The sequence below is a fragment of the Herbaspirillum sp. GCM10030257 genome (genome assembly GCF_042666555.1).
Taxonomy (GTDB): Bacteria; Pseudomonadota; Gammaproteobacteria; order Burkholderiales; family Burkholderiaceae_D; genus Noviherbaspirillum.
The window spans coordinates 244,871-261,645 of record NZ_JBHTDH010000003.1 but is presented as its reverse complement, the minus strand read 5'-3'; the positions used below and the strand labels follow the sequence as shown (position 1 = coordinate 261,645).

The following is a 16,775-nucleotide window of genomic DNA, read 5'->3' as shown; positions in this document are numbered from 1 at the left end:
GTCACTGGGCGGCTTGCCGATAGATCGCATCCACCTTGGCTGCGCTGATGAAGTCGTTTTCGGAAATTCCCCCGCGACCGCCATTGACAGAGTGTGTATCGAACTTCGCCACACAGCGGTTATAGGTAATGATCAGTTCCGGGTGGTGATCATCGGCGTGGATGGCATAGGCGATGGCATTCACGAACGCCAGGGTTTCATAATAGTTCTTGAAGTTAAAAGTCCTGACGATCTTGCCGTCCTTAAGCTCCCAGCCTTCGACAGCAGCGAGATGCTCGGCGATTTGCGCATCAGTCAATGCCGTTTCAGTGTGCCGGCCTTTTTTCTGGATGAGTTCTGCAGCGGTTACCATGGTGAAATCCTTGTTGTCTTTATTGGCTGGCAAGTAAATGTTGAATACGGACGCTTGCCGGCGGGTGTGAATCGTAGAATGCGGAATGCAAAGGGTCGGGTGTCAGGGTCGATGCATTGTCTTCGTAAAGCTTGACCAGCGCCGAGACCAGGTCCTGGGCATTTGTGTACTGGGCGGCAAACGCGTCTGCTTCAAATTCATGCTTGCGCGACGTGATCGAGTTCAGTGGCGAGAGTACGAACGTGAATACCGGCAGTACCAGCATGAACAGGATCAGGGCCATCGCGTCGTTGTTGCCGATCAACAAAGGGTCAACGCCAAGACCGGTATAAAACCATACCTGCGTCTTCAGATAGCCGAGCAGGGCAAGGAAGCCCAGCGAGATCGCAAACATGACAACGATACGCTTGACGATGTGCTTGAGCTTGAAATGTCCCAGTTCGTGCGCCAGCACGGCCTCAATTTCCTGCGGACCGAGACGGGCGAGCAAGGTATCGAAGAAAACAATACGCTTGGCGCCGCCAAAACCGGAAAAATACGCGTTCCCGTGTGCGCTGCGCTTGGAACCGTCCATGACGAACAGTCCTTTGGAAGCAAAGCCGACGCGCTGCATCAGGTTTTCAATCCGGCTACGCAGACTTTCGTCCTGCAGCGGCGTGAATTTATTGAATAGCGGCGCGATCACGGTTGGATACAACACCAGCATCAACAGCTGGAAGCCGGTCCAGACAAACCAGGCATACAACCACCAGAGGTCGCCGGATTTGTCCATCAAGGTCAGGATTACCCATACGAGCGGCAGTCCAATGACAATGCCGACCAGGGTGTTTTTGACCAGGTCACTGATGAACAGGCCAAGGGTCATCTTGTTGAAGCCGAACTTTGCTTCGAGCACAAACTGCTTGTAGTAATCGAAAGGCAACTCGATCAGCGCGCTGATCAGGCCGAACGACGCCAGCAGCGCAAGCTGATAAGTCATGCCTGGACCGGTCATCTTGAACAGCGTAACAGACAGCCATTGCAGACCACCAAGCAGGGTGAAGCTGATCAGTACGACGGTATTGACCATCAGGGAAAGCATGCCAAGCTTGGTGCGAGCCACGGTGTAATCGGCCGCTTTCTGGTGTGCATACAATGGAATTTTTTCTGCAAACTCCGCCGGTACGGCATGGCGGTGGGCGACCACATGGCGAATATGCCGTGAACTCAGCCAGAAACGGAGGAGCACGGTTACGCCGAGGAAGCTGATAAACAATACGGAGAACGCAAGTGAAGACATGCTGTGCCTGTGAGAAAATGGCGGTTTACCAAGGAACAAATTATGTCACAAGCTACTGAAACGAATAACGGTGCAGACGCAATCGTGCGTCCAAATGAATTTAATCTGGTTTGGGTGGACATGGAAATGACCGGGCTGGACCCGGATTCCGACCGCATTATCGAGGTTGCGGCGGTCGTTACCGACGCCAACCTGAATGTGCTTGCCGAAGGGCCGGTATTTGCAATTCATCAACCTGATGAAGTGCTCGACAAGATGGATGCCTGGAACAAGGGTACCCATGGCCGTTCCGGCCTGATCGATCGTGTCAAGGCATCCACGGTGAGCGAGGCGGATGCCGAAGCAGAACTTGTCGCTTTCCTCAAGCGCTATGTGCCTGCGGGCAAGTCGCCGATGTGCGGTAACAGCATTTGCCAGGATCGCCGCTTCATGGTGCGTGGCATGCCGAAGCTGGAAGCCTTTTTCCATTATCGCAACCTTGATGTATCCACACTCAAGGAATTGTGCAAGCGCTGGAAGCCTGAACTGGCAAACGGCTTCAAGAAGCACCAGAAACATACGGCGCTCGCCGATATCATTGAGTCGATTGAGGAATTACGCTATTACCGCGAGCATTTCATCAAGGCATAGCGCTAAAGGCCTTCAATAAGTTCGTATAGATCCATTTCATGTTTACCGGTTTGCCGGACAGGCAAGCAGGATTCGACTTCAGGGTCGGGAGCCGGTAAACTTCAGTCCCTTTTTTCAAAAGCCGAAACATGGCCTCCGCTACAGATATTCCGTCGACCGACGCGCTCGACACCGCACCCGATAACCGCAAGGTTCCGACCGAACTGATTGCGAAGGAGGTTGCACGCCGCCGCACCTTCGGCATCATTTCCCACCCGGACGCCGGTAAAACCACGCTGACTGAAAAACTGCTGCTGTTTTCAGGCGCGATCCAGCTCGCCGGCACGGTCAAGGCCCGCAAGAGCGGCCGTCACGCCACCTCCGACTGGATGGAAATTGAAAAGCAACGCGGCATTTCGGTGGCTAGTTCGGTCATGCAGTTTGAATACCGTGATCACGTCGTCAACCTGCTCGACACTCCCGGCCACCAGGACTTTTCCGAAGATACCTATCGCGTGCTGACGGCCGTCGACTCGGCGCTCATGGTGATTGATGCTGCCAAGGGCGTGGAAGAACAGACGATCAAGTTGCTCAACGTCTGCCGCATGCGTGCGACGCCGATCCTGACGTTCATGAACAAGATGGACCGCGAAACGCGTGATCCGCTGGAACTGCTCGATGAAGTCGAGTCCGTCCTCAAGATCCAGTGCGCGCCGGTGACATGGCCCATCGGCATGGGCAAGAACTTCCGCGGCGTTTATCACCTGCTGCGTGACGAGATTTTGCTGTTCAAGGCCGGCTCGGAAAGGGCGGACCAGGAGTTTGAGGTCATCAAGGGTATCGACAACCCTCGATTGACTGAAATGTTCCCGCAGGAAATCGAGCAACTCAAGATGGAAGTGGAACTGGTGCATGGCGCCTCGCACCCTTTTGATCTTGACGCTTTCCTTGCCGGCACGCAGACTCCCGTGTTTTTCGGATCGGCAATCAACAACTTCGGTGTGCGCGAAATCCTCAATGCGCTACTGGAATGGGCGCCGGCACCGCGTTCGCGCGATGCGACCGTGCGTGCCGTGGAGCCGGTCGAAGCGCCGTTTTCCGGTTTTGTGTTCAAGATCCAGGCCAATATGGATCCGGCGCATCGTGACCGCATTGCCTTCCTGCGCGTATGCTCCGGTCGCTTTGAGCGCGGCATGAAAATCAAGCATCTGCGCCTGAATCGCGAAATCAAGGTGTCGAGCGTGGTGACTTTCATGGCGTCCAGCCGCGAGCAGGTGGAAGAGGCTTACGCTGGCGACATTATCGGCTTGCCCAACCATGGCAACATGCAGATCGGCGATAGCTTCTCGGAAGGAGAATTGTTGCAGTTCACCGGTATTCCGTATTTTGCGCCGGACTTTTTCCGTTCGGTGCGGATTCGCAACCCGCTAAAGATCAAGCAACTGCATAAAGGTTTGCAGCAATTGGGTGAAGAGGGCGCGGTGCAGGTGTTCAAACCGGTGCATGGCGGCGACCTCATATTGGGAGCGGTCGGTGTGCTGCAGTTTGAAGTAGTCGCCAGCCGTTTGCTCAATGAATACGGCGTCGATGCGGTATTTGAAAGCACTAGCATCAGTAGTGCCCGCTGGATTTCAAGCGATGACAAGAAAGCGCTGGCCGATTTCGAAAAATCGGCTGCCGGCGCGAACATCGCTTTCGATGCGGCAAACAACATGGCCTACCTCGCCACATCGGGCGTCAACCTGAAATTAACCCAGGAGCGCTGGCCGCAACTTACTTTCCACGCTACGCGTGAGCATGCGGTAAAGGTCGGCTGATATCCTGACACGCCCAACAGGGCCAGCACGAGAAGCCCTTCAAACCGCCGGTTTGAAGGGCTTTTTTTATTTTCCCGCCGATAGGAATGCGAATGATCAGTGACGTCAGCTCGATATCGAAAAATTCGCGTGTTGCGTGCAGTTACACGCAATTACCCTGCAATTGATGGGGGAATCGGTGCAGGGGTTTGTCGTGTTTGCGCAAGATCAAACAAATCCGAGGTCTCCCGCCTATACTCACCCAACGTTTTTCAGAACCCGCTTTTTGCGGCTTTTTGGTGCGGGGAAAGCCCGGCACACTTCTCGCTCCTACGTCTCCATCTTGCACTTTTCTGAATCAAGAGGTATGCATGCTAACAGCAACATATGCAACGATCGCCATCGCAACCGAACAGGACAAGACGCGCAACATGCTTTGCCGGCTGCAGCAGTACGTTGAAACCGCGTGGAAGAGCCTGCACAACCTGGATCTCGCTTTTATTGATACAGCCTTTGGGAAACTTACTCAGTACGACCGGTTTTTCCGGACACGAAAGATCGAGCTTTACCTCATTCCCTCGTTACGTGGCATGAGCAGGGATGCCGAGATCGTTATAGCCGAACTCGACAGCATCTCTGCCAGGGCAGCTACAACCCTTCGTACGATTAGTGAACAACTCACCAATGCTATCGAACTCGGTAGCAGCAAGGCGACGGAAATTTGTCATTCCATGCAATTGTATTGCCGTCATATGGACATGCGGCTGGAAAAGGAAGAAAGGGAACTGATGCCGCTCGCTCGCAGAATGCTGTCGGTCGAGCAATGGTTCTCGATTGCCGCGCAACTCCTGTCGGAGCAATCCGGTGGTCTGCCTGATCGGCGCCGTCGCGGCGAAAGTTCTCAGCCGTCCAACGGTTTCAGGCACCGCAGGACTTCCGCTAACCTGCATTAAGCTTCACGCTTCGTCACAGCACCTTCGCTTTACAACATCCCGTAACATTCGATCAATTTCGGAGTGCTTTGTCGCTCCCGAATTGATCGGCACCGCATTTTCCATGCTTGCATAGTGTGATGTTTCTTGGCATGGTGTGGCCCATGATTTCATTCCGGTCGCGCATGCCAAAAATTCTCAAGTTCACCAGGTTTTCCCTGCGTGATTTCCTCGTCGCTGCCGGGCCGGCTGTCATAGCGATTCTGGCAACATGTCTGCTTGCTTACTGGCTTGTGGATCCGTCGCCGCCATCCGTGGTGACGCTCGCCACCGGGCAGGACAATAGCGCCTACCAGGCCTTGGGCAAAAAATATGCGGGTGCGCTGGCAAAACACGATATTCGCGTAATCCAGCAGGACTCCCTTGGATCTGAAGAAAACCTGCAGCGACTGAAAGATCCGGCGTCACGTGTCGATATCGCTTTCGTGCAGAGTGGTTCCACGGAGCAGGAAGACGCCGAACGTGTCGGTTTGGTTTCGCTGGGAAGCCTGTTCACGGAACCGGTCTGGCTGTTTCTGCGTGGTGACCGCGGTGGACGCAGCGTGACGCACCTGACCCAGTTGAAAGGTTTGAAAATCAACGTGGGCCCGGAGGGGACCGGCGTACCAAACCTGTTTCGCAAAATCTTGTCGGTCAATGGGGTGGAAGCAGGGGATCTGAAGCTGGGTGCGCTGGAAAATACACCAGCAACGGTGGAATTGCTCGCAGGCCGTATCGATGGCCTGGTGTTCAGCTCGGCGCCGGACGCACCGCTCATCCAGATGTTGCTACAAACTCCCGGGATCAGGCTCTTCGACTTCGCCCAGGCCGAAGCTTATACGCGGCGCTTTCCTTTTCTGTCGCATGTAGTGCTGCCACGCGGGATCGTCGACCTTGGCAAAGATCTTCCTCCCAAGGATTACCATTTGATCGCGCCGACCGCGACGCTGGTGGCGCGGTCGGACCTGCATCCCGCCATCATCGACCTGTTTGTTGAGGCTGCGACAACCATCCATGGAAATGCGGGCTGGTTCAACAGGAAGGATGAGTTTCCGACGGCAAGCTATACCGAAATTCCTGTCTCGCCGGCGGCGCAGAAGTTCTACAAGAACGGGCCGCCGTTGTTGCAGCGATATCTGCCGTTCTGGCTGGCCAATTTTTTTGAGCGCATGTGGGTGGTGGTCGTGGCGCTTGGTGCGTTGATCCTGCCGCTGTCGCGGATCATTCCGCCAATCTACGTATGGAAAGTGCGCTCTCGCGTCTATCGCTGGTACGGCCAGTTACGTGCGGTTGAACAAGCGATCGAAGAAGTGCCGCCCGAAAAACAGGCTGAAGTCTATCCCGCCCAGTTGCAAAGACTGAACGACATTGAGGAACGCGTCAATCGCATCTCCATTCCGTTGTCATTTGCCGATGAATTATATGGACTTCGCAGCCACATCAATTTCGTCCGTCGCCGGGTAGCGTCATTGATGCAGGCGGAGGCGCCAAACCTGCGGCAAGGCACCTCCGGGCATTGAGTCGATCTGCAGGCGATTTAATAACCTCAGGCACCGACCCAGGGCAGGCCGGCCTTGCACCAGCCTCCCACGGATTTTCGATGGCCGTCGGCATCCTTGTCGCCTTCAAAACCCTCCAGTATGTCAAAGCAATGGGGATAGCCGTTCTCGGTTGCCAGTTTGGCCGCGTGACGAGAACGGACACCAGAGCGGCACAAAAACAGCAAGATCTGATTCTTGTCAGCAGTCTGCGCCAGTTCATCCATGAAAGCCGGGTTTGGTACGCCGCCGGGATAAGTGCTCCACTGCACCGCGGCATGCTGGTCCTCAGGGATGGCCACACGACCAACCCAGTCGCGCTCCGCGTTGGTCCTGACGTCGACGAGTTTGACATTCGGGTTAGTCTGGAGAAGGGCGTAAGCCTCCGAGGGGGTAACAGCACCCGCATACGGAAGTTGATTTTCCTGCCCGCGTTCGCGAGCCTTGTCGAGTATGTCCATGATGGTTCGAATTTCGTTGGAGTGAATAAGCAATTTACCGCATGTTCAATTTGCTATTTTATCCCGGCGACGCATGAACTAGACTGACATCGCAATGCACAAAAACCGTGCGTATTTCTGGCCTGTCAGATGCTTTTGCACCAAGTTGGGGATTCGAGGCAAAAACGCACCGAAATGGGGATGGGTTTGCCTAGCCTAAATGCCAAGAAATATGTTTCAACGTCGCACTATTTCCGCTAATTTGCGTGCATCAGGACGGTGCGTGGCATTTGTGATTTCTCAAGTTGGTGGCATGGAATCTGCTATCATTCCGGCCTGAGTTTCGGTCGCACTTCGATGTGTACTGCGCTTGCAGCACGGCGGATACCATCGACTCAAAATTATCCGCATATCTAAGACACATTTTGCTCATTTAGGAGATTCGCATGGCACGTACGGCCGCAGAGGTCTTGAAGTTGGCGAAAGACAACGAAGTCAAATTCGTTGATTTTCGTTTTGCAGACACCCGAGGCAAGGAACAACACGTTACCGTTCCCATTTCGCAGTTCGGCATGGACAAATTCGACTCGGGCCACGCCTTCGATGGTTCCTCGATCGCCGGTTGGAAAGGCATTGAAGCTTCTGACATGCTGTTGATGCCGGATCCCAGTACCGCCAACATTGACCCGTTCATGGAAGAAACCACGCTGTTCATGCAGTGTGACGTTATCGAGCCGTCCGACGGCAAGGGTTACGACCGCGATCCACGTTCCATCGCCAAGCGTGCTGAAGCCTATCTCAAGTCCTCCGGCCTGGGCGATACCGCCTACTTCGGCCCGGAACCTGAATTTTTCATCTTCGACAGCGTTCGCTGGAAGATCGACATGTCCGGCTGCTTCGTGAAGATCGATTCCGAAGAAGCGTCGTGGACCACCGGCGACAAGCTCGAAGGCGGCAACACCGGCCACCGTCCGACCGTCAAGGGCGGCTACTTCCCGGTTCCGCCGGTCGACAGCTTCCAGGACATGCGTTCGGAAATGTCCCTGATCCTCGAAGCGATGGGCATTCCGGTTGAAGTTCACCACCACGAAGTCGCCGGCGCTGGCCAGAACGAATTGGGTACCAAGTTCTCGACACTGGTTGAGCGTGCCGACTGGACGCAGAACATGAAGTATGTGATCTGGAACGTTGCCCATACCTACGGCAAGACAGCGACCTTCATGCCGAAGCCGATCGTTGGTGACAACGGTTCCGGTATGCACGTGCACCAGTCCGTCTGGAAGGATGGCCAGAACCTGTTCGCAGGCGACGGCTACGCAGGCCTGTCCGACTTCGCACTGTATTACATTGGCGGCATCATCAAGCACGCCCGTGCACTGAACGCGATCACCAATCCGGGCACCAACTCGTACAAACGTCTGGTTCCTGGCTATGAAGCACCGGTCAAGCTCGCTTACTCGGCGCGTAACCGTTCGGCTTCGATCCGTATTCCGCACGTTGCCAATCCTAAGGGTCGCCGCGTCGAAGCGCGTTTCCCGGATCCTCTGATGAACCCGTATCTGGGCTTTGCTGCATTGCTGATGGCAGGTCTGGACGGCGTGCAGAACAAGATCCATCCGGGCGAAGCAGCTTCCAAAGACCTGTACCACCTGCCGCCGGAAGAAGACAAGCTGATCCCGACAGTGTGCTCGTCGCTCGACCAGGCGCTCGAGTACCTGGACAAGGACCGCGAGTTCCTGACCCGTGGCGGCGTGTTCAGCGACAGCATGATCGATGCGTATATCGAACTGAAGATGACGGAAGTCCAGCGCTTCCGCATGACCACGCACCCGATCGAGTTCGACATGTATTACTCGCTGTAAGACGCGCAGATAGATCGAGCTTGCAAGCTTGCGTGCCTGGCAACAAGTACGCAAGGTAGACTGATCGATCGTTCGACTGTTGCAGAAAGGGGAAGCTTCGGCTTCCCCTTTTTTGTCGTACGGAACTGTTGTGCTATAAGTCGTTCTGAGTTCGAATGTTTGTAAAGGGCCGCTACTTGTCCTAAACTTGTAAGCACCTTTACTGTTTCCACGCAGAAAGATTATGAAACAACAATTGATTGGACTGGCCTTAGTTGCAGCCGCTGCCGGACATGTCCATGCACAGAGCGAGGTATTTCTTTGTGTCGACGAGACTGGCAAGAAGGAATACAAAAATACTGGCACTACCAAGGGCTGCAAAAAGATTGATCTTCCCGGCATCACCATGATTCCCGCGCCACCAACAGCGCGCAAACCCGTTGTCCAGACCGCTGCGGCAAAGCCGTCGGCATCGCCGTCGGATTTCCCGAAAGTCGATGGCGACACGCAGAAAACCCGTGACAACGACCGCCGCCAGATCCTCGCAGATGAAATGAAGAGCGAGGAGCAGAAGCTTGCGAACCTGAAAAAGGAATTTAACAATGGCGAGCCGGAACGCCGTGGCGATGAGCGCAATTATGCGAAATACCAGGAACGCGTTGCGACCATGAAGGACGATATCAGCCGCAGCGAAAAGAATATCGAGGCACTAAAACGCGAGATTGGTAATCTAAAATAGCAATGCGCGCTTCAGGTATGACGCTTGCATAACAAGGGCCGCCTACGCGGCCCTTTACTTTTGGATGAATGTGAAAACAACGCGAAATCCCCTGGATGGACTGGATCTGCTTTCCTCGGCGGTCATCATCCTCGATCCGGAAAGCCGTATCACCTATGCCAATGCGGCGGCGGAAAACTTGTTCGAGAGCTCGGCCAGGGCTCTCGTGAGCCAGAAACTGGAAGATCTGTTTTTGAACGGAGACCACCTGTCCGAAATTTTCGAGGAAGCCGTACAGCATCGCTTTGCCGACAAGCGTCTTGACCTGACGCTGGAGCGGGCGGGGCGTGAATCGCTGCAGGTCCATGTGATCGTCACGGCGCTCGACAATCCTGACACGCCGGTGCTGATCGAACTACGGGAAAATGTCCAGCAACTCAAGCTCGACCGCGAAGAACGCCTGCTCGACCAGAGCCAGGCCAACAAAGAACTGATCCGCAACCTCGCGCATGAAATCAAGAACCCGCTCGGCGGTATCCGTGGCGCCGCGCAATTACTGGAATTTGAACTGCCCGAAAGACAGTTGAAGGAATTGCGCGAATACACCCAGGTCATCATCAAGGAAGCTGATCGCTTGCAGACATTAGTTGATCGTCTTCTTGCGCCGCATCGTCGTCCGCATATCGTCGGTGACGTCAACATCCATGAAGTCTGCGAGCGCGTGCGGAGCCTGATCGTCGCCGAATTCCCCAATGGTCTGACCATCAAGCGCGACTACGACCTGTCGGTGCCCGAATTCCGCGGCGACAAGGAGCAACTGATCCAGGCAGTGTTGAACATCGCGCACAACGCTGCGCAGGCACTGTCGTCCCGCATGAAAGACGGCGACGCGCAGATTACTTTGCAGACCCGGGTCGCACGCCAGGTGACGCTCGCGAAGATTCGTTACAGGCTGGCATTAGACTTGCATATTATCGACAACGGGCCGGGCATCCCACCCGACATCCAGGATCGCATCTTCTATCCCTTGGTATCGGGCCGGGAAGGCGGCAGTGGACTGGGCCTGACTCTCGCACAGACGTTCGTCCAGCAGCACATGGGCGTTATCGAATGCCAGAGCAAGCCGGGATGCACCGATTTCAGAATACTGATACCGCTGCCCTGAATAACGGGCCGGCTTTGATCAATGCCTTATGACGCGGGATACAAACGAAAATATGAAGCCAATCTGGATTGTCGACGACGACGAATCAATTCGCTGGGTACTCGAAAAGGCCCTTGCCCGCGAAAATCTCGCTACCAAAAGCTTTCCGAATGCACGTGAAGCGCTCGAAGCACTGCAGACCAGCGTGCCGCAGGTACTGGTGTCCGATATCCGCATGCCAGGTGAGTCCGGCCTCGAACTGCTGCAGGTGGTCAAGGCCAAGTATCCAGGCTTGCCGGTCATTGTGATCACGGCGTTTTCCGATCTCGACTCGGCCGTGGCGGCATTTCAGGGTGGTGCGTTCGAATATCTCGCCAAGCCTTTCGATATCGATAAGGCAGTTGAACTGATACGCCGCGCGCTGGAAGAAAGCCTGCGTGAGTCTGGCGTCGAACAGGTGTCGGCCGAGACACCCGAAATCCTCGGCCAGGCTCCCGCCATGCAGGACGTTTTCCGTGCGATCGGGCGCCTGTCGCAATCGAACGTGACGGTGCTGATCACCGGCGAATCCGGTACCGGCAAGGAACTGGTGGCGCGCGCATTGCACAAGCACAGTCCGCGTGCGACCCAGCCATACATCGCGCTGAACACGGCGGCGATTCCCAAGGACCTGCTTGAATCGGAATTGTTCGGCCACGAGCGCGGCGCGTTTACTGGCGCTCAAGCGACACGGCGCGGCCGATTCGAACAGGCAGAAAACGGTACGCTCTTCCTTGATGAAATCGGCGATATGCCCTTTGATTTACAGACGCGCCTGCTGCGCGTGCTGTCAGATGGTCATTTCTATCGCGTCGGCGGGCATCAGCCCTTGAAGGCAAACGTCCGCGTGATCGCGGCGACGCATCAGAACCTGGAACAGCGGGTGAAAGAAGGCCTGTTCCGCGAAGACTTGTACCACCGCCTGAACGTGATTCGGCTGCGTTTGCCCAGTCTGCGTGAGCGCCGCGAAGACATTCCGCTGCTGACCCGTCACTTCCTGGCGCAAAGCGCAAAGCAGCTCGGCGTCGAAGCCAAGCGCATGTCCGATGGCGCGATGCAATTTCTCGCCAGTCTCGATTTGCCGGGCAATGTGCGACAGCTGGAAAACCTGTGTAACTGGATTACCGTGATGGCGCCCGGGCAAACGGTCGAGGTCAAGGACCTGCCGCAGGAGTTGACCCATGGCCAGGACTATGTGCCGCCCCCTGTGAGTGTGAGCATGCCTGTCTCCGTCAGCATGCCAGTGCAGCCACCGCTCATGCCGACGTTGGCCGATGCGCCTGCAACCATGTCTTCCATGTCAGCGTCTTCCTCCTCGTCTCCGGCCCCGACGCCTGTCAACGGCCATGCGGCGGCCGTCAGCGACAAGGCTGGCTGGATCGCCTTGCTGGAGTCCGAAGCGGCTCACATGCTGGCGGCTGGCCAGCCTGAAGTGATGGATGCTTTGGGGCGCCAGTTCGAGTCGGCGCTGATCAAAACCGCACTCAAGCATACGCATGGCCGCAAGAACGACGCTGCTATCCGGCTGGGCATAGGGCGCAACACGATCACCCGCAAAATTCATGAACTTGGCATAGACGGAGCCAAGGACGACTGACCTCAACGGCGTCTGTGGGCGCCGCTCTCCTTTCGCCATTTCCCGACTTGCGGAAGCTGGCTACGGGCAGCACCGTAGGGGCTTCATCGGAGTGTCGCGTAATTTATCCAGTGCCCCAAATCGGACCAACGCTACGCACCAGCATGGAACTTTACCATTCGCAAGGCACCGCAATGTCGCACGCAATACAGTAAGAATATTCCTCATTGCTGCCCAGGGATTCCGTCGGGCGTAGGGCTTTTGTGAAAAATCGCTTTAACTTTGTCCATATCGTCGCTGCGGTGCTGGTGACAGCCGCCGCAATGCTGTTGCTTGGAAATCTTTCCGCTGGTGAAAAAAAGATAGATACCCGTGTCGAAAGCCTGTATAGCGTTACCGATCCGCAATATCTACGATCAATGGGCGTACTTCTCGGGCCGACCATCATTGAAGGAAACACGGTTAAACATCTTGAGAATGGTGTCGAGATTTTTCCGGCCATGCTGGAGGCTATCGGGTCGGCCCGTAAAACAATCACCTTTGAAACCTATATCTACTGGTCGGGGGATATTGGTAAACGCTTCGCCGAAGCCTTGCGTGAACGCGCGCAGGCAGGCGTTAAAGTCCACGTCCTGCTTGACTGGGTTGGCAGCGCCAAAATGGACGAGGCCTTGCTGGAAGAGATGCGCAAAGGTGGAGTCGAAGTGGAGCGCTACCATAAACCGCATTGGCTCAACCTGACACGAATGAACAACCGCACACATCGCAAGCTTCTCATCGTGGACGGACAAGTGGGTTTCACCGGCGGGGTAGGCATCGCCGATCAGTGGAATGGAAATGCGCAGGATAAGGAACATTGGCGTGATTCGCATTTTATGGTGCGCGGACCTGCGGTATCCGAGTTCCAGGCAGTCTTCCTGGACAACTGGATAAAGGCGACCGGGCGTGTCCTGCATTCCGAGGATTACTTTCCGAAGATCGACAATGCGGGAAAGATGCCGGCCCAGATGTTCAGCAGTTCGCCAACCGGGGGCAGTGAGAGCATGCACCTGATGTACCTGCTTTCCATTGCATCCGCACGTCAGTCCATTCTGTTGTCGAGTTCTTATTTCGTGCCGGATGAATTGGCGATCAATGCCCTTGTCGAAGCCGCGAAAAGAGGTGTGAAGATACGCATCATCACGCCGGGTGAGGATATTGACGCATCGGTCGTGCGGCACGCATCACGGGCGCGCTGGGGCGAGTTGCTGGAAGCAGGCGTCGTGATCGCTGAATACCAGCCCACCATGTTTCATTGCAAAATCATGATTGTCGACGGCTACATGGTGTCGACCGGCTCGACCAATTTTGACAATCGTTCATTCCGGCTCAATGACGAAGCCAACCTCAATGTCTATGACGCAGGCTTTGCCGCAGAAATGACCAAGGAGTTCGAGCAGGATTTCGCAAAGACGCGGCCCATTACCTTTGAACAGTGGCGCAACCGGCCGTGGAAGGAGAAAGTGATCGAGCACGCTTCTTCTTTGCTAGGCAAGCAACTTTGATCGGCTGATTGACTGATTGACTGGTGAGTCCACATGCGGCGATTCGGCGTCGCGGTGGCCGGGACATGCTCTATGACTGTCGACGCGGGTAACCTTCCGCAGTGATGCGGTCCCAGACTTTGTCTTTTTCTTCTTGTGTCATGAACACCCAGTTCGCCACCTCGGCAACGGTACGGCCGCATCCGCGGCAGACATCGTCAAAGGTTGTTGAACAGACGGCAACACAAGGCGTGTCCGGGCGGGAAGGTTTTTGCATAGAATAGGGGACCCAAAACGCCAATGATAGGGCAAAACCATGTATCAGCTCTACTACTATCCCAGCAATGCCAGCCTTGCGCCACACATGCTGCTCGAAGAACTGGGCGTCCCTTATCAACTTGTCCTGGTTGATCGGGACAAGAATGCGCACAAGGGCGCCGACTACCTTCGCCTGAATCCGACAGGTCGCATTCCCGCCTTCGTCGATGGCGATCTTGTCTTGTTTGAAACGGCTGCCATCTGCCTGCACCTGGTGGATACGCATCCTGAAGCCGGGCTTGCACCCGCAGTCGGTACGGCGGAGCGCGCGCATTTCTACAAATGGCTGATGTACCTCACCAATACCTTGCAGGCGGAATTGATTACGTATTTTTATCCGGAGCGACTGGCTACGGATCAAGCAGGCGCCGAGGATGTGAAGCAGCATGCGGAGGCCAGGATCGGGGCGATGCTCGACTTGCTGGACGACGCGTTCGCCAAACATGGTGGGCCTTATCTGCTTGGTGAGACATATAGCGTGGTTGATCCATATCTCTTCATGCTGTCGCGGTGGACGCGGATGATGGGTAACCCTGCGCGTAATCGTGCGCATCTTGGGCCGTTTTTGCAGAGGATGGTTGAGCGTACGGCGATCAGAAGGGCGTTGGAGCAGGAAGGGTTGGCGGCGCCGTTCTTTTGATTGCGAGATGGGGAGGGGTTGGATTTATTGATCCCTCGCGCTATTGCCGAAGCAGAAGGATGATCGAGCTTCGCACCCCCACCCTAACCCTCTCCCTAAAAGGGGGAGGGGACCTGACGGAGGATGTGGCGATGTCATCAGAGTTGTGTGGGCGCTTTTCTGTTTTCGTTATACGTTTTTATTCATGCTTGCTTAATCGTCGCCACAAGGTGGTGCGGCTTATGCCGAGATGATTCGCGGCAGCTTCCCGGTTGCCGTTGAATCTTGCAAGCACGGCATGAACCGATTCCTTTTCATTGGACCTTGAGTCAACCATCGAAGGAGCGAGCACCGGCATGGCACCATGCGCAGTTTCCCTGGTCAATTCAGGTGCCACTGCTGCAACGAAACTCGGCGACAAGGCCTGCAACGGTTCTGCGGCCAGAAATAAAGCCGCGCGTTCCATCAGGTTGCGTAGTTCGCGCACATTGCCGGGCCAGCTATAGCTTGCGAGCAAAGGCACACATGCCAGGATCTCCGCATGCAGGTTCGCATGCGGGCGCGTGCCGAGCGCGGCAAGCGCATTCTTCAGCCCCCATTCCGCGAGCGCGGCAAGGTCATCGGCGCGTTCACGCAACGGTGGAAGTGTCAACCGCAATACGCCCAGACGGTAGAACAGATCGGCTCTGAAGCGCCCATCCCGGACGCGCTGGTCGAGATCACAATGCGTGGCGCTGATGATGCGCACATTGACCGGAATCGGCCGCGTGCCGCCGACGCGGACGACTTCCCGTTCCTCCAATACGCGCAGTAACCGGGTCTGCAATGGCAATGGCATTTCGCCGATTTCATCCAGGAACAGTGTGCCCCGATGGGCTGCTTCAAACAAACCCGCATGACCGCCACGACGCGAACCGGTGAAGGCACCTTCTTCATAGCCGAACAACTCCGATTCCAGCAGCGATTCGGCAACGGCGCCGCAATTGATGGCGACAAATGGCTGGCGTGCCCGCTGGCTTTCGCGGTGAATGGCCTGCGCCGCCAATTCCTTGCCGGTACCGGTCTCGCCCTGGATAAGTACGGTGGCAGGGGACTTGGCAAACAGTTCAATCGAATGGCGCACGGCCTGCATCGCCGCCGACTCGCCGCGAAGATCGTTCAAGCCGTGCTTGGCGCGCAAGGCATCGGCAAGGGGATTGGCGCGGGCGCGGCCTGACTCCAGCTGGCTGAAGCGGGCGAGTTCCAGCGCGTCTTCGAATGCCTGTCGGATCGACGCTGCCGAATACACGAACACACCTGCGAGACCGGCTTCTTCGGCCAGGTCGGTGATCAGGCCGGCACCGACGATAGCCTTGATGCCGGCGGCTTTCAGCTCGTTGATCTGGGCACGCGCATCCTCTTCGGTGACATACGTGCGCTGCGCGATTTTCAGGTTGAAGGTCGCCTGGAATTCGGCGAGCTCCTGCATTGGCTCCTGATAGGTGATCAGGCCGATCTCGGCGGTGATTTTTCTGGCGCGTGCGAGAGCCTGCAGAACATCGAAGCCGCTGGCTTTGGCGATGATGACCGGCAACGACAGGCGGCTTTTCAGGTAGGCGGCATTGGATCCGGCGGCGATGACCGCATCGCAGCGTTCTGTTTCCATACGCTCGCGGATATGCCGGACGGCATCTTCAAAACCGAGATGGATCGGTTCAATGCTGGCACGGTCGTCGAATTCAAGGGTGATATCGCGGAACAGGTCGGACAGTCTGGAAATGGCAACTGTCCAGATAACGGGTTTGTCACTCGGATCAGGCAGGGAATGGCTTCGGGAGCGCATGTTTCACCTCGTGTTTCAATGTTTCAAGTGTAACGCAACTTGAACTGGTTGGTGAAACGTGAAATAGAACGTTTCGATAACATCTCGAGCTAAGTTATTGATCTATATAGAGCCTCTTCGATACTTTTCAAAAACTTCCCGTATGGCACACCGATTGCAATACTCACCCGGAATGCAATTCGTTGAAACA

At 55.8% G+C, this 16,775-nt stretch carries 15 protein-coding genes; 10 read left to right on the top strand and 5 right to left on the bottom strand.

The features are described 5' to 3' along the window. Position 1 precedes the first annotated feature (1 nt). Positions 2-352 (bottom strand): 4a-hydroxytetrahydrobiopterin dehydratase, encoded by a 351-nt coding sequence (locus tag ACFQUU_RS05875; protein ID WP_382244029.1) that lies wholly within the window; start codon positions 350-352, stop codon positions 2-4. Positions 353-371: 19 nt separating this feature from the next. Beyond that, on the bottom strand, positions 372-1,631 hold the full coding sequence (locus ACFQUU_RS05870; protein ID WP_382244025.1) for a M48 family metallopeptidase: 1,260 nt from the start codon (positions 1,629-1,631) through the stop codon (positions 372-374). 42 nt (positions 1,632-1,673) lie between these two features. Between ACFQUU_RS05870 and orn the strand changes: the two genes are divergently transcribed. The 4 genes from orn to ACFQUU_RS05850 all read left to right on the top strand — a co-directional run bounded on the left by orn (position 1,674) and on the right by ACFQUU_RS05850 (position 6,527). Beyond that, positions 1,674-2,261, top strand: a complete 588-nt coding sequence (gene orn / locus ACFQUU_RS05865) for an oligoribonuclease (protein WP_382244023.1) — start codon at positions 1,674-1,676, stop codon at positions 2,259-2,261. 128 nt (positions 2,262-2,389) lie between these two features. Continuing rightward, a complete protein-coding gene (locus tag ACFQUU_RS05860) occupies positions 2,390-4,057 on the top strand; it encodes a peptide chain release factor 3 (protein WP_382244020.1) in 1,668 nt (555 codons plus the stop codon). A 350-nt stretch (positions 4,058-4,407) separates the two neighbouring features. After that, positions 4,408-4,989, top strand: a complete 582-nt coding sequence (locus tag ACFQUU_RS05855; protein ID WP_382244017.1) for a hypothetical protein — start codon at positions 4,408-4,410, stop codon at positions 4,987-4,989. 164 nt (positions 4,990-5,153) lie between these two features. Further along, positions 5,154-6,527: a TAXI family TRAP transporter solute-binding subunit gene (locus ACFQUU_RS05850; protein ID WP_382244581.1), complete on the top strand. Its 1,374-nt coding sequence runs from the start codon at positions 5,154-5,156 to the stop codon at positions 6,525-6,527. A gap of 26 nt (positions 6,528-6,553) precedes the next feature. On the opposite strand, the gene ACFQUU_RS05845 is transcribed toward ACFQUU_RS05850, so the two are convergent. Next, on the bottom strand, positions 6,554-7,006 hold the full coding sequence (locus tag ACFQUU_RS05845) for a rhodanese-like domain-containing protein (RefSeq protein WP_382244015.1): 453 nt from the start codon (positions 7,004-7,006) through the stop codon (positions 6,554-6,556). Between the two features lie 425 nt (positions 7,007-7,431). On the opposite strand from ACFQUU_RS05845, the gene glnA reads away from it, so the two are divergent. The 5 genes from glnA to cls all read left to right on the top strand — a co-directional run bounded on the left by glnA (position 7,432) and on the right by cls (position 13,847). Continuing rightward, on the top strand, positions 7,432-8,847 hold the full coding sequence (gene glnA, locus ACFQUU_RS05840; RefSeq protein ID WP_382244012.1) for a type I glutamate--ammonia ligase: 1,416 nt from the start codon (positions 7,432-7,434) through the stop codon (positions 8,845-8,847). 223 nt (positions 8,848-9,070) lie between these two features. After that, on the top strand, positions 9,071-9,565 hold the full coding sequence (locus ACFQUU_RS05835; protein WP_382244009.1) for a DUF4124 domain-containing protein: 495 nt from the start codon (positions 9,071-9,073) through the stop codon (positions 9,563-9,565). Positions 9,566-9,635: 70 nt separating this feature from the next. Then, a complete protein-coding gene (gene glnL, locus ACFQUU_RS05830) occupies positions 9,636-10,709 on the top strand; it encodes a nitrogen regulation protein NR(II) (RefSeq protein ID WP_382244006.1) in 1,074 nt (357 codons plus the stop codon). Between the two features lie 52 nt (positions 10,710-10,761). Further along, entirely contained in the window at positions 10,762-12,324 is a 1,563-nt protein-coding gene (gene ntrC, locus ACFQUU_RS05825; RefSeq protein ID WP_382244003.1) for a nitrogen regulation protein NR(I), read from the top strand. Positions 12,325-12,626: 302 nt separating this feature from the next. Next, a complete protein-coding gene (gene cls / locus ACFQUU_RS05820) occupies positions 12,627-13,847 on the top strand; it encodes a cardiolipin synthase (RefSeq protein ID WP_382244578.1) in 1,221 nt (406 codons plus the stop codon). Positions 13,848-13,917: 70 nt separating this feature from the next. Here the strand turns inward: cls and ACFQUU_RS05815 are convergent, their stop codons facing one another. Further along, complete coding sequence (locus ACFQUU_RS05815; protein WP_382244002.1) at positions 13,918-14,103, bottom strand: DUF1289 domain-containing protein; 186 nt, start codon at positions 14,101-14,103, stop codon at positions 13,918-13,920. 39 nt (positions 14,104-14,142) lie between these two features. Here ACFQUU_RS05815 and ACFQUU_RS05810 point away from each other — a divergent pair, with 39 nt between their 5' ends. Next, complete coding sequence (locus ACFQUU_RS05810; protein ID WP_382243999.1) at positions 14,143-14,784, top strand: glutathione S-transferase family protein; 642 nt, start codon at positions 14,143-14,145, stop codon at positions 14,782-14,784. Between the two features lie 178 nt (positions 14,785-14,962). Here ACFQUU_RS05810 and prpR read toward each other — a convergent pair whose 3' ends face one another. Next, entirely contained in the window at positions 14,963-16,585 is a 1,623-nt protein-coding gene (gene prpR, locus ACFQUU_RS05805; protein WP_382243996.1) for a propionate catabolism operon regulatory protein PrpR, read from the bottom strand. Positions 16,586-16,775 lie beyond the last annotated feature (190 nt).

What these genes read in the sequence shown, in the direction of transcription:
- prpR (WP_382243996.1), bottom strand. Translation starts at nt 16,585, where the DNA reads ATGCGCTCCCGAAGCCATTCCCTGCCTGATCCGAGTGACAAACCCGTT.
- cls (WP_382244578.1), top strand. Translation starts at nt 12,627, where the DNA reads ATGCTGTTGCTTGGAAATCTTTCCGCTGGTGAAAAAAAGATAGATACC.
- ACFQUU_RS05855 (WP_382244017.1), top strand. Translation starts at nt 4,408, where the DNA reads ATGCTAACAGCAACATATGCAACGATCGCCATCGCAACCGAACAGGAC.
- ACFQUU_RS05870 (WP_382244025.1), bottom strand. Translation starts at nt 1,631, where the DNA reads ATGTCTTCACTTGCGTTCTCCGTATTGTTTATCAGCTTCCTCGGCGTA.
- glnA (WP_382244012.1), top strand. Translation starts at nt 7,432, where the DNA reads ATGGCACGTACGGCCGCAGAGGTCTTGAAGTTGGCGAAAGACAACGAA.
- ACFQUU_RS05815 (WP_382244002.1), bottom strand. Translation starts at nt 14,103, where the DNA reads ATGCAAAAACCTTCCCGCCCGGACACGCCTTGTGTTGCCGTCTGTTCA.
- ACFQUU_RS05850 (WP_382244581.1), top strand. Translation starts at nt 5,154, where the DNA reads ATGCCAAAAATTCTCAAGTTCACCAGGTTTTCCCTGCGTGATTTCCTC.
- ACFQUU_RS05845 (WP_382244015.1), bottom strand. Translation starts at nt 7,006, where the DNA reads ATGGACATACTCGACAAGGCTCGCGAACGCGGGCAGGAAAATCAACTT.
- ACFQUU_RS05860 (WP_382244020.1), top strand. Translation starts at nt 2,390, where the DNA reads ATGGCCTCCGCTACAGATATTCCGTCGACCGACGCGCTCGACACCGCA.
- ACFQUU_RS05875 (WP_382244029.1), bottom strand. Translation starts at nt 352, where the DNA reads ATGGTAACCGCTGCAGAACTCATCCAGAAAAAAGGCCGGCACACTGAA.
- ntrC (WP_382244003.1), top strand. Translation starts at nt 10,762, where the DNA reads ATGAAGCCAATCTGGATTGTCGACGACGACGAATCAATTCGCTGGGTA.
- ACFQUU_RS05835 (WP_382244009.1), top strand. Translation starts at nt 9,071, where the DNA reads ATGAAACAACAATTGATTGGACTGGCCTTAGTTGCAGCCGCTGCCGGA.
- orn (WP_382244023.1), top strand. Translation starts at nt 1,674, where the DNA reads ATGTCACAAGCTACTGAAACGAATAACGGTGCAGACGCAATCGTGCGT.
- ACFQUU_RS05810 (WP_382243999.1), top strand. Translation starts at nt 14,143, where the DNA reads ATGTATCAGCTCTACTACTATCCCAGCAATGCCAGCCTTGCGCCACAC.